At 70.1% G+C, this 12,682-nt stretch carries 7 protein-coding genes and 1 pseudogene; 5 read left to right on the top strand and 3 right to left on the bottom strand.

The window, feature by feature from the left end; all coding sequences use genetic code 11:
• The first annotated feature begins 68 nt into the window (after window positions 1–68).
• On the top strand, window positions 69–1,109 hold the full coding sequence (locus tag AC07DF_RS19355; protein WP_478972251.1) for a LacI family DNA-binding transcriptional regulator: 1,041 nt from the start codon (window positions 69–71) through the stop codon (window positions 1,107–1,109).
• On the opposite strand, the pseudogene AC07DF_RS19350 reads toward AC07DF_RS19355, so the two are convergent.
• Window positions 1,072–1,394, bottom strand: a pseudogene (locus AC07DF_RS19350) (alpha/beta hydrolase fold domain-containing protein); the annotation flags it as partial. The gene AC07DF_RS19355 and the pseudogene AC07DF_RS19350 overlap by 38 nt on opposite strands.
• A gap of 402 nt (window positions 1,395–1,796) precedes the next feature.
• On the opposite strand from AC07DF_RS19350, the gene AC07DF_RS19345 reads away from it, so the two are divergent.
• From AC07DF_RS19345 to AC07DF_RS19335, 3 genes are all read left to right on the top strand, one after another.
• Window positions 1,797–2,861: a LacI family DNA-binding transcriptional regulator gene (locus AC07DF_RS19345; RefSeq protein ID WP_478972248.1), complete on the top strand. Its 1,065-nt coding sequence runs from the start codon at window positions 1,797–1,799 to the stop codon at window positions 2,859–2,861.
• A gap of 174 nt (window positions 2,862–3,035) precedes the next feature.
• Window positions 3,036–4,343 (top strand): MFS transporter, encoded by a 1,308-nt coding sequence (locus tag AC07DF_RS19340; protein ID WP_478972245.1) that lies wholly within the window; start codon window positions 3,036–3,038, stop codon window positions 4,341–4,343.
• A complete protein-coding gene (locus AC07DF_RS19335) occupies window positions 4,340–7,153 on the top strand; it encodes a family 78 glycoside hydrolase catalytic domain (RefSeq protein ID WP_478972242.1) in 2,814 nt (937 codons plus the stop codon). The genes AC07DF_RS19340 and AC07DF_RS19335 overlap by 4 nt, the downstream gene beginning before the upstream one ends.
• 79 nt (window positions 7,154–7,232) lie before the next feature.
• On the opposite strand, the gene AC07DF_RS19330 is transcribed toward AC07DF_RS19335, so the two are convergent.
• Complete coding sequence (locus AC07DF_RS19330; RefSeq protein ID WP_478972239.1) at window positions 7,233–8,360, bottom strand: PP2C family protein-serine/threonine phosphatase; 1,128 nt, start codon at window positions 8,358–8,360, stop codon at window positions 7,233–7,235.
• A gap of 190 nt (window positions 8,361–8,550) precedes the next feature.
• Here AC07DF_RS19330 and AC07DF_RS19325 point away from each other — a divergent pair, with 190 nt between their 5' ends.
• Window positions 8,551–11,292 carry a SpoIIE family protein phosphatase gene (locus AC07DF_RS19325; protein WP_478972236.1) on the top strand — a complete coding sequence of 914 codons (2,742 nt, stop codon included), beginning with the start codon at window positions 8,551–8,553 and terminating at the stop codon, window positions 11,290–11,292.
• Between the two features lie 37 nt (window positions 11,293–11,329).
• On the opposite strand, the gene AC07DF_RS19320 is transcribed toward AC07DF_RS19325, so the two are convergent.
• Complete coding sequence (locus AC07DF_RS19320; RefSeq protein ID WP_478972233.1) at window positions 11,330–12,574, bottom strand: PucR family transcriptional regulator; 1,245 nt, start codon at window positions 12,572–12,574, stop codon at window positions 11,330–11,332.
• Window positions 12,575–12,682: the final 108 nt, after the last annotated feature.

The following is a 12,682-nucleotide window of genomic DNA, read 5'->3' as shown; positions in this document are numbered from 1 at the left end:
CCTTACTGAAACAGGATGTGATCCGTACACTCTCCGGCAACGTTCCCCATCGCGCCGGAGGCCCCGGGATGGAACAGCCGGCACCGACTCGCCGCGTCACCATCGTCGATGTCGCACGGCACGCTCAGGTGTCCACTACAGCGGTCTCCAAGGTGCTGCGCAACGCCTACGGAGCCAGTCCCGAGATGCGCGCGAAGGTGCGCCGGGCGATCGACGAGCTGGGGTACAGGCCGCTCGCGGCCGCCCGGGGCCTTCGCGGTCAGACGTACTCCATCGGCGTGATGCTGCCCGACATCCGCAACCCCTTCTTCCCTGAGATCCTCGACGGGATCACCGGCCGGCTCGCGGACACCGACTACCAGGTCTTCCTCGGGCATGGCGGCTGCAGCGACGAGAAGACGGAGGCCCGCGTCACCGAGGCCATGATCGACCGCGGCATGGACGGCGTCGTCCTGATCGCCCCCGTGTCGTCACGCGCCCGTCTCGAGCGCGTCGCCTCCGCCGTACCGACCGTGGTCGTCGGCCGTCACGGGCACTCCTCCGCGTACGACACGGTGACGGACGACGACGTGGCGGGCGCGTCCATGCTCGTCCGTCATCTGGTCGGCCTCGGGCACCGCCGGATCGCCCACATCGAGCACCACGAGACCGACCGGACCCGCATCGAGGCGATGCCCAATGCCCAGCGTGCGGACGGCTATCGGCGTGCCATGCGAGCCCTCGGCCTCGGGGAAGAGATCGACGTCGTCTCCACCAGCTACACGCAGCAGGGCGGTTACGAGGGCGCGAGGCAGTTGCTGGCGCGGCCTCACCGCCCCACGGCCGTCTTCGCCGGCGCGGACGTCGTCGCCATGGGGGTGCTGGAGGCCTTCGCCGAAGCCGGGGTGTCGGCGCCGGGCGACATCTCCGTGGCCGGCTACGACAACACGACGTTCGCCTCCTTCGGCCCGATCTCCCTCACGAGCGTCGACCAGGCGGGCCGCGAGATCGGCGACAACGCCGCGCGCCTCCTCCTGGAACGGATCGCCGACCGGGGGAAGGCATCGGTTCAGGTCAAGCTCTCCCCCTCGCTCATGCCGCGCCGGACCACCGGCGCCCCTCCCCCGTAGCCGGTCGGGGGGAGAGACGGGGGGGCCGCTTCGGTACCAGGCTGTCGAACCCGTGGAAGACGCCCGGGCACACACGCAACTCGGCGATGCCGCCCGCCTGACGGATGCGGCTCGCGTATGTGACGTCCTCGTCGCGGAAGGTCTCCGCCGAGCCCACGTCGATGAACGCGGGAGACCAGACACGTCGTCCGCGCGAGCGGGCGCGGCGTAGGGCGAGACGTCCGCAGAGCCACGCGCTTCTCCCAGCAGCGCACTCCATCCGGTCTCGTTGGACGTTCGGTCGAACCCGGCCGCGGGCCGGCGGCGCCACCGCCGCTCCGCGTGCGCTCGCGGCGATCACATGCGCCCCGCGCAGGGCGGCCGGCTGTACCGCGACCCGGCCGGCTCCGCCCGAGGCACCGGTGACCGGCGCACGCCGACCGAGCAGCGGGCCTGCCGATCGCAGCGCGCGCAACGCGGTCGGCCCGGCCACCGGCAGTGCCGCGGCGACGCCAAGGTCGACGCCGTCAGGGACCTCGGCAAGTTCGGCGACCTGCACGGCGCACCACTGCGCCCACGCCCGGCGTACCCGAAGGTCAGGACGCGGCTGCCCACGGCAGGGCCGGTGCGGTCGGCGGATCGTGGCAACCGCCGGTCACCGGCGCTGAAGCCGCCGCGACTAGCATGGTCATGCCGCTGAGGTGCGGTGTGGGTCGAGGGACATGCCTGGGAGGGCTCCTGAACAAGGTCACCATCAGGGACGTCGCCGAACTCGCCCGGGTGTCCCAGTCTTCGGTGTCGAACTACTTCCACAAGCCCCACAAGCTGTCCGAGGCCACTCGGGAGCGGATCCGGCAGGCGGTGGAAGCACTGGGGTTCGTACCGAACGACGCTGCCCGCATTCTGCGCACCGGGGTCAGTCCGGTGATCGGCTATCTCGCGTTCGAACTGGCCAGTGCCACGACCCCGGAAATCGCGGCGGCCATCGAGCAGCGCGTGGCCGCGCGCGGCATGTACCTGCTGATGGCCAACGACACCGGCTCTCGTCAGCGCGAGCAGGAGTACTTGCAGCTCTTCGAGCAGCAGCGCGTCGGCGGCATCATCGTCTCCCCCGTGGGCGATGTCGAGGCCGAGCTCGACCGGCTGCGCCGGCGCGGTATCGCCAGTGTGCTCAGCGCACGCCGCGCGGTTTCGCCCCAGCAGGCCTCGGTCTCGACCGACCATGTCGCGGGCAGCAGTCTGGCGGTCCGGCATCTGATCGAACTGGGCCGGCGGAAGATCGGTTTCGTCGCCTCCTCACTCGATCTGCAGCAGATCGCGGACAGGCAGCGCGGCGCCGTGTCCGTGATCGAGACCGTGCCGGACGCGAGTCTGGAGATCATCTCCGTTCCGGAGCGGTCGGTACAGGCCGGCATCGCCTGCGCCGAGCGGCTCGCGGCCCGCAACCCCGCCGACCGCCCCGACGCCCTCTTCTGCGCCAACGACCTGCTGGCCATCGGCGTCGTCCAGTCCTTCGCGGCCGGCGGACAGGTCCGTGTACCGGACGACATCGCCGTGGTGGGCTACGACGACATCGAGTTCGCCCAGTCGACCGTCGTGCCCCTGACCTCGGTGCGGACGCCGCACGCACGACTGGGTGCCGCGGCGGCCGACCTGCTGATCGACGAGATCGCCGTGCTCCGCGACCCCGGGAAAGCGGACGCCTGGCGCACGGCGCCGCAGATCGAGTTCTCACCCGAGCTCGTGGTGCGCGCCTCCACCGTCGGCGCCTGAACCGGTCCTAGCTGCGGGCTGGGCTCCCCGACCTCCATAGTAAATCGTTTCACCTTTTACGGTTCGACCTCTTGACCGGAGCGAGAAACGTCGTGCTCTCATGTACGGGCCCCCAGGTAAAACGTATTACCTGGGCATTGCCCCGCAGCACCTCCGTGCAGAATGGAGCACCTCATGGCGCAGAAGAAGACGGCGTCGCCGCAGCTCGACCGCAGACACTGGATGCTGGCCGTGGCGGCGGGCATGGCCTCGTTCCTCGACTCCGGCGCCATCATCTCGGTCGGTCTGGGGCTGGCCCTGTGGCAGGACAGCTTCGGGCTCGACCTCTGGACAGTCGGCCTGCTGGGATCGGCGCTGACCCTGTTCATCGCCGTAGGGGCGTTGACCGGAGGGCGACTGGCCGATCTCATCGGGCGTGGACGGGTTTTCTCCCTGACGATCCTGCTCTACGCGGCTGCTGCCCTCGCCGTGACGTTCGCACCGAACGCGGGAATGCTCGTCGTCGGTGTCGTGGTGATCGGGATCGCCGCCGGAGCGGACCTTCCGACCTCCATCGCCGTACTCTCGGAGCGGGCGCCGGCCGGGACCGAGGGCAGGCTCGTCGCCTTCACCCATGTCATGTGGACCGCCGGCGTGGTCTTCGCCACCTCCCTGGGCTTCGCCGTCTCCACGCTCGGCACCTTCGGCATCCGGCTGATCTTCGCCACCCTCGCGGTGCTCGCGGTCGCGACCTTCGCCTTCCGCGCGTTCTACCCGCCGTTCCGGCAGCTGGAGGCCGAAGCCGATTCACGGCACACCGCCGAGGGAGTCGACGCCTCCCGCGCGATGCCCCTGCGCACCCTGTTCCGCGACCGCCGCCTGGCCGTCATGATGCTGCTGACCGCGCTCTTCTACCTGTTCTTCACCCTGGTCGCCAACACCTTCGGCTCCTTCAAGACCTACTTCCTGGTCACGGTCGGCGGCAGCTCCCAGACCTTCGCGACCGCCCTGTCCTTCGTCACCACCCTCATCGGCCTGGCCGGCACGATCGTCTTCACCCGCATCGCCGACACCAGGTGGCGCAGCCGCTTCTTCGCGGCCGGGGTCGTGATCTTCACGTCGTGCCAGCTCCTCATCGCGGTCACCGGAGGCGTCGTCCTGCCCGTCATGATCGTCGCGCTGGTGCTGTACAACATCGGCTTCCCCTTCGTCGGCGAGGCTCTGTACAAGATCTGGACCCAGGAGTCGTTCCCGGTGAACGCGCGGGCCACGGTGCAGGGAGCCACGATGGCCGTCGCCCGCCTCGTCGCGTCCGGGTTCGCCCTCGTCACTCCGGCACTGATCGACTGGAGCCCGTCGGGTCTCTACGTCTTGCTGACCTTCTTCGCCCTGGTCTCCGGGGGGATCGGCATGCTGATCATCCGGCGCGTCCAGCGGCCCTCGGCCGGGACACCGGCGACGACCAGCACTCCGACCGTCACTGCCGCCGGAGACGCCCGATGATCCGTAGCGACCAGGTGCGGGCCTGCGCCCCGCGCATCGGCCACAGCGACGACCCGTTCGTCCCCGACTCCCGCCCCCGGCTGTCGTGGAAGACCACGACGGAACTTCCCTCGTGGGTACAGGCCGCAGCCGACATCGCGGTCACCCGCGACGGCAGGACCACCACGGCGCGGGTCGACGGACCCGAATCCGTGCTGGTCGACTGGCCCTTCGCACCCCTGCGCCCGCTCGAAACTGCCCGCGTGCGCGTCCGGGTGCACGGCAAGGACGGCTCCGTCTCCGAGTGGAGCGCTGACCGTGAGGTCACCGCCGGGTTCCTGGCCCGCGACCAGTGGCAGGCCCGCTTCGTCGGCTCGGGATCCGACGAACCGCAGCTCCTGCGCGCCACGTTCGAGGTGCCCCGACCGGTCCGCCGCGCCCTGCTGCACTCCACCGCGTTCGGCGCCTACGACCTCCGCCTCAACGGCGCACCGGTCGACGACGCCGAGCTCAAGCCCGGTTGGAGCAGCTACCAGTGGCGCGTCCACCTCGATGCCGCCGACGTCACCGCGCTCCTGCGACCCGGCCGCAACGCGCTCGGCATCACCCTGACCGGCGGCTGGTACACCGAGCGTTACGGATTCCGCGACGCCGCCGAGCGCTTCTACCAAGGGCCACCGGCCGCTGCCGTCCAGCTCACGCTGGAGTACGACGACGGTGGCGTGGAGACGGTGATCACCGACGAACGGTGGCGCTGGGCACGGGCTCCCGTCGTGTCGGCGAGCTTGTACCAGGGCGAGACCTACGACGCCCGGCTGGCCGTCCCCGGCTGGTCCGGCCCGTCGTACGACGACGCGCACTGGAGCCCGGTCCGGCTTCCGGGCGTCCCCGGGGCGACGCCGGCTCCCCGCCCGGCACCACCGGTCCGGGTGACGGAGCACCGCTCGGTCGAACGCGTCCTGACCTCACCGAGCGGCAGGATCATCCTCGACTTCGGCCAGAACATCGTCGGCCGGGTCCGGATCCGGGTCACCGGGGAGGCGGGTCACACCATCACCCTGCGCCACGCCGAGGTCCTGGAACACGGCGAACTCGGCACACGGCCGCTGCGCAACGCCGCCGCGACCGACCGGTACGTCCTGAGCGGAGAGGGGGAGGAGGTCTGGGAACCGAGGTGGACGTTCCACGGCTTCCGCTACGTCGAAGTCGACAACTGGCCGGGCACGTTCGCACCCGACGACGTGACGGCGGTCGTGCTGCACACCGACATGGTCCGCACCGGTGACTTCAGCACCTCCCACCGACTGTTGCAGCGCTTCCACGACAACGTCGTGTGGGGGATGCGCGGCAACTTCCTCTCGATCCCGACCGACTGCCCGCAGCGCGACGAACGCCTCGGCTGGACCGGAGACATGCAGGTCTTCGCCCCGACCGCCGCCTTCCTCTACGACTGTGACGCCTTCCTTCGATCCTGGCTCGAAGACGTCAGGCTCGAACAGCGCGCCGCGCACGGGGTCGTGCCGATGGTCGTCCCGGCCGTGATCCCGCAAGTACCCGGGCTCCTCAAACCGGTCGCAGCCTGGGGAGACGCCATCACCGTCGTACCGGCCGTCCTCTGGGAGCGCTTCGCGGACGACGAGACCCTCGAGGACTGCTACGCGTCCATGGCGTCCTGGGTGGACGTGGTGCGGGAGCGGGCGGGCTCGGATCTGCTCTGGGAAGAAGGGCTGCAGTTCGGCGACTGGCTCGACCCGGACGCGCCGCCCGAGCGGCCCGGTGACGCCAAGACCGACGCGGGCATCGTGGCGACCGCGTACTTCCACCGTTCGGCACACCTGACCGCCCGGACCGCCGCTCTCCTCGGCCTGGAGGGCGAAGCCCGTCACTATGCCGACCTGGCGGAGCGGATCGCCGAGGCCTTCCGCGGCGCCTACGTCACGGCGCACGGTCGCATGATGTCCGACTCCCCCACCGCGTACGCCCTGGCTCTCGTCTTCGACCTCGTCCGCGACGAGCGGCGGCAGGCGATGGGCGACCGCCTGCGCGATCTGGTCCGGGCCGCCGGCTACCGCATCGCCACGGGTTTTGTCGGCACGCCGATCATCTGCGAGGCCCTGACGGCGACAGGCCATTCCGCTGCCGCCTCGCGCCTGCTGACCCAGACCGAATGCCCCTCGTGGCTGTACCCCGTCACGATGGGTGCGACCACGGTGTGGGAGCGCTGGGACTCCATGCTCGAAGACGGATCCATCAACCCGGGTCAGATGACCTCCTTCAACCACTACGCCCTGGGCGGCGTGGCGGACTGGCTGCACCGCTGCGTCGCCGGGCTCGCCCCACTGAAACCGGCGTACCGGGTCATCCGCGTCGCCCCGACCCTGCTCGACGGCCTGGACGACGCCTCGGTCTGGCACGAGACACCGTACGGGCGCGCGGAAGCGGGGTGGCGGCGCGACGGCGACGAGGTGGCCTTCCACGCCCGGATACCTCCGAACACCCAGGCCGTCGTCCAACTGCCCTCCGGAGCACGCCACGAAGTGGGCAGCGGGACGTACACCTGGGTCGAGCGCCATCCCCGGGCGTCGTCACCGCGCGGCCGGCTGACGCTCGGCACCGGCCTGGACACCGTCATCGACGACCGGGAGGCGTATCAGTCCGTGCTGGACGCCATCCGGGGTATCGACGAGGAGCGCGCGGAGGCGTTTCGCCGTACGACCCGGTGGTGGCGGGGGCGGGAACTGCGCGAACCGCTGGACAAGGCGCCGTTGCCGGTTCTCACGGCGGTGGAGAAGGCTCTCGCCGATCTGCCGGCGCACCCCAGTCACAGGTGAGCTGTCCTGTCGGCTGAGTTCTCAAGGAGATCAGGTCTGGGCCCATTCCCGAACCGGTCCGGGATCCCGGACCCGGGATTCAGCCCTCGGCTCCGGCAGCTCCCCGCTCCTGCACAGTGGTGCGCTTCAGCGCGAGGGCCGCGATGTCGTCGCCGAGTCTTCCGCCGCTGTGCCGGAGCAGATCCCGGTGCAGCTCGTCGAGCAGCTCGCGGGGGTGCTCCGTATCCTGCCGCCGCATCCAGTCCGGCAACGGGAAGAACCGGCCGGTGTGGTCCCGGGCCTCGGATACGCCATCCGTGTAGAGCAGCAAGTGCTCGCCCGGGGCGAAGGCGACGACGTCGACCCAGTAGCGGTCACCGATGAGCGCTGCGAGGTTGAGGGGCGGGGAGGCGATGGTGGGCTCCAGGACCCGGACCTTCCCGCAATGCGCGATCAGTGGCGGCGGATGTCCGCAGTTGAGAAGTCGTAGCCGGTCGCCACCGTGCGGGATCTCGGCGAGGAGAGCGGTGGCGAAGTGCTCGGGCTGGTCCTGGACGGGAAACGCGGCGCTGTGGCGCGTGACGGTGGTCTCCAGACGGTGGACGATGCCCCGCAGGTCGGGCTCGTCGTAGGCGGCCTCCCTGAAGCAGCTGATCACCGCCGAGGCCGCCCCCACCGCGGACAGGCCCTTGCCTCGTACGTCGCCTATGAGCAGCCGGACCCCGTGCGGTGTACCGATCGCCTCGTAGAAGTCGCCGCCGATCCGGGCCTGCTCCTGGGCCGCCAGATACAGCGATTCGATCTCGACGCCCTCGATGCGGCGTGGCAGGGGGCGTAGCAGCACCTTCTGGGCCGCGTCGGCGACGAGGCGGACCTGGAAGAGCATCTCCTCCCGCTGAAGTCGGACATGACTGCCGTATGCGGCCGCCAAGGTGACCGCGATGATCGCGGCCGACGTGTACGGCGTCCCCAGATCGGTGTGGAAGAAGCTGAGGACGATCATGAGCAGGAGGCAGAACGCCCCGAGCACCATCGTGGGGAGCACGGGCCACATCGCGGCCGCGAGGGCGGGTGCGGCGGGCAGAAGGCGGCTGAAGGCGATCTCCCTGGGTGTGGAGAACGCCAAGGCGGCGATGAGGACGGTCAGGACCAGGGGCGACAGCCGGGCAGCTTCCCATCGGCCGCCATAGGCGGGGCGACGGCGCCACGGCCGTGCAGACGTGATCACAAAAGCATCATATCGACCTAATTGGACCCAGGGCGCGGAGGGATCACGCATCGCACGCGGGATTTCGCGGCGGACGCGCCACCCGGAGAATCGAGGTCATGCGACGCGCAGCCGAACATGCATTCGAGATCAGTGAACTAGGATCGGGCGTGCCCTGGCCACTTGGGATCACCGGTGTTAAAAAGGTCGCATGGCGAGTCTTTTCGCCCGTTTTCAACGCCTGTCGGTTAAGCGCCTGATCAGCAAGAGCACGCGGAGCGTGGCCGGGCAGGTGTTGGTTTTCCAGCTGGCTCTGGTGGTGCTGCTCGTAGCCTGCGGTGTCTTCGCTCTCATTCTGCAGTCGGAGCGGGACACCAGCGCCGAGGCGAGGCGCCGCTCCACGGCCGTGGCACAGACCTTCGCGCACTCGCCGGGTGTCCTGGCGGCCTTGCGGACCCCGGACCCGAGCAAGATCCTCCAGCCGCTCACCGAAGCCGCACGCCGGGCCGCCGACATCGACTTCATCGTGGTCATGGACACCGAGGGCATCCGGTACACGCACCCCTTGCCCGACCGCATCGGAAAGCGGTTCGTGGGCGAGATCGGACCGTCGCTGGCGGGGAGGCTCTACGTGGAGAGCGTCGACGGCCCGCTCGGTCGCGAGGTGCAGGCCACGGTGCCGATCAAGAACACCGACAGCGAGGTCGTGGGGCTCGTCTCGGCCGGGATGAAGGTCAAGAACGTCGAAAGTCAGTTGACCCGGCAACTACCGATCATCCTGGGCGCGGGGGCCGGAGCGCTCTTGTTGTCCATCGGCGTGACGGCCCTGCTGGGCAGGCGGCTGCGACGGCAGACACACAGCCTGGCCCCGGACGAGATGACCCTGATGTACGAGCACCACGACACAGTGCTCCACTCCGTTCGGGAAGGGGTGCTGATCGTGGCCGCCGACGGGCGGCTGATGCTGGTGAACGACGAGGCCAGACGACTGCTGGGGCTGCCCTCGGACATCGAGGGGCGGCTCGTCTCGGAACTGCCGGGACTCGATCCCGAGACGAAGGCGCTGCTCGCCTCCGGGCGCGAGGCCACCGATGAGGTGCACCTCGCGGGAGAGCGGCTGATCGCGGTCAACCAGCGGCCCACGGGCCGCGAGGGCGGACCCCCGGAAACGGTGGTGACCCTGCGCGACTCCACGGAGCTGCAAGCGGTGACGGGCAGGGCGGAGGTGGCACGGGAGCGGCTCAGGCTGCTGTACGACGCCGGACTCCACATCGGTACCACCCTGGACGTGCTGCGCACCGCCGACGAGTTGGCGCGGGTCCCCATTCCCCGCTTCGCGGACTTCGTCACCGTGGACCTGGCCGACGCAGTCCTGCACGGCGAGGAGCCGGCCCCCACGGGGACGGACATGCGACGCGCGGCCGTGTCCGGCATCGTGGACGACCATCCGCTCACCGAACAGGGCCGGCTGTTCGACTACCTTCCCTCCACGCCCCATGCGCGCGGCTACGGCAGCGGCCGCTCCCAGCTGGTGAGCGATCTGCCCTCCGCGACAAGCTGGCGCGTGCAGGACCCGGAGCGGGCCAAGGCGATCATCGACTACGGCATCCACTCCCTCATCACCGCCCCCATCCAGGCCCGTGGCGTCGTGCTGGGCATGGCCAGTTTCTGGCGCACGCGGCAGCACGAGCGCTTCAACGAGGAGGACGTTTCGCTGGCGGAGGAGCTGGTGGCCCGTGCCGCGATCAGCATCGACAACGCCCGCCGCTACACCCGCGAGCACGCCCTGGCCGTCACCCTCCAGCGCAGTCTGCTGCCGCAGGCCATGCCCGAGCAGAACGCCCTCGACATCGCCTACCGCTACCTCCCCGCCCAGTCGGGCGTGGGCGGAGACTGGTTCGACGTGATTCCCATGCCGGGCAGCCGGGTGGCACTGGCCGTCGGCGACGTGGTCGGTCACGGCCTCCACGCCGCCGCCACGATGGGACGACTGCGTACCGCGGTGCACAACTTCTCCGCCCTGGATCTGCCACCCGACGAGCTGCTGAGCCATCTGGACGACCTGGTCGGAAGCATCGACCAGAACGAGGCGGCTCAGAGCGCGGCGGGCGTCGTGGGCGCCACCTGCCTGTACGGGATCTACGACCCCGTGACGCGCCGCTACGTCATGGCGCGGGCGGGGCATCTGGCGCCGGCGCTGGTCCAGCCCGACGGGACCGTCACCTTCCCGGACGTGCCCGCCGGCCCACCCCTGGGCCTCGGCGGCATGCCGTTCCAGACCGCGGAGCTGTGCCTCGCCGAGGGGACCCAGCTCGTGCTGTACACCGACGGCCTCATCGAGGACCGCAGGCGCGACCTGGACGTCGGCATGGGGCTGCTGCGTGACGCGCTCACCGGCCACCCCGGCCGGCCGCCCGAGGAGACCTGCCGAGACGTGCTGGACCGCGTGCTCCCCGAGCGTCCCAAGGACGACGTCGCCCTGCTCGTCGCCCGCACGCGGCAACTGCCGCCCGACCGGGTCGCCGACTGGGACGTCCCGCCGGACCCCGCCGCCGTCGCGGGCATGCGCGACGCCGTGTCCCGGAAGCTCGACGCATGGGGCCTGTCGGAGCTCGGCTTCGCCATGGAGCTCATCCTGAGCGAGCTCATCACCAACGCCATCCGCTACGGCTCCGGGCCGATCCACGTGCGGCTGATCCGCGACCGTACGCTGATCTGCGAAGTGGCCGACGGCAGCAGCACCTCACCCCATCTGCGGTACGCCGCGTCGACGGACGAGGGTGGCCGGGGCCTGTTCCTGGTGTCGCAGATGGCTGAGCGCTGGGGCACCCGGTACACCCCGCAGGGCAAGGTGATCTGGGCCGAACAGGCCCTGCCCGAAGTCATGGAGCAGCCCGCCCCGAGTCCGTCCGACGCGGACACGGCCCTGGACGACGAGGCAGCCGATCCGTGATTCAGGTCGTTGCGCGAGTCCGGCGCGCACGGGGCGATCAGCGCCACGCTCCCGACAGGCGCCGGGTGACCACGGCACTGAGCGTGCGCACGCCTCGTGTCGATCCGGGGTCGATACCCGTGAGCTCACGGACCCGGCGCAGACGGTAGTCCAAGGTGCGGGTGTGGACGTTGAGCGCGGTCGCCGTGGCACCGCGGTGCATGTCGTGACGGTAATACACGTCGAGGGTGGTGAGGAGGTCGGGGCCGGTCTCCAGGCGGCGGGCCAGTGTGCGGAGCCAGTCGTCGACGAGTGGCACGTCCGCGACGGCGAGTTCGACGAAGACATCGGCCAGGGTGTACGGCCGCAGCCGGGCGGATGCCCCGCTCAGCGGGGCTGCCCGGCTGATCCGACGGGCGCGGTCCAGCGCGTCGGCCAGCTCAGGCAGCGGTGCGACGGACGTGCCGACGGCACAGGGGCGGCCGAGGGCCTGGGCGAAGTCCTGTACCAGGTCCGGCAGGTGGCCGGGGGTGAGGTCGGGCAACAGGTCGGAAGCAGCCTGCGGCGGTGCGCTGTCCGCTGCCTCGGGGCCGGAGAACAGCGGAAGCAGGGCGATCAGCTCACCGCACCCGTCGCCGCCGTCCGGTCCCCACATGACCGGCGCACGGTGGCTCTTCACGAGCGCCCCGATCTCGTTCTCGAGGAAGCGATCGATGGCAGGCCGGTCCGGAATCCGAAAAACCGTCACCGCGTAGCGATGCGGGAGTTCCATGTCGACGGCTGTGGCGAGTTCCGCCGAAATCGGATCTCCGTTCAGCAATGACCGGGTCAGCAGGGCGGCCTGCTCGGTGTACGGCATTCGGCGGCGCAGTACGCGCACGAATCCCTGGCGGTAGGAAGCGATGCCGCGTTCACCCTGCGGGGCGAACCAGGTCATCATGCGCATGAGTTCGTCGACACCGCCGCCGCGCTGGGCCTCGGTCGCCTCGTTGATCTCACGCAGCATGAGGGCGGTGTGCACGCGCAGCACCCGCTGCCGCGCGTCGAGCGACATCCCGGCACCTGCCCGCAGCTCCCCCATCGACGCGATGTAGCCGAGATCGTCTCCGCTCAACTCGCTGTTGTCCGGAGAAAGTTCGACAGTACGACGCCGGAACCACATCGAGTGTTCCAGCGTCTCGGCTCGCGCCCGGGAGTCCTTGTCCAGGAACCCGAACTCCGGGATCTCACGTGTGTATGTCTCGACCTCACGACGGGCGTTGGTCGACGCCTGCCGGGCCAGCTCGGCGAAGAGGCTCCCCATGAGCGCGAGCATGGCATTCAGGACAAGCGGGCCGACAGGAGAGATCCGGACGGTGTTCATCACCCCGCACAAAACGGCGGCAGGTGTATCGACAGGGCTTTTATCACA

This window comes from Streptomyces sp. NPDC044719 (genome assembly GCF_056433405.1).
Note: the sequence above shows the minus strand (reverse complement) of the source record. Positions and strands in the feature narration are given on the sequence as shown.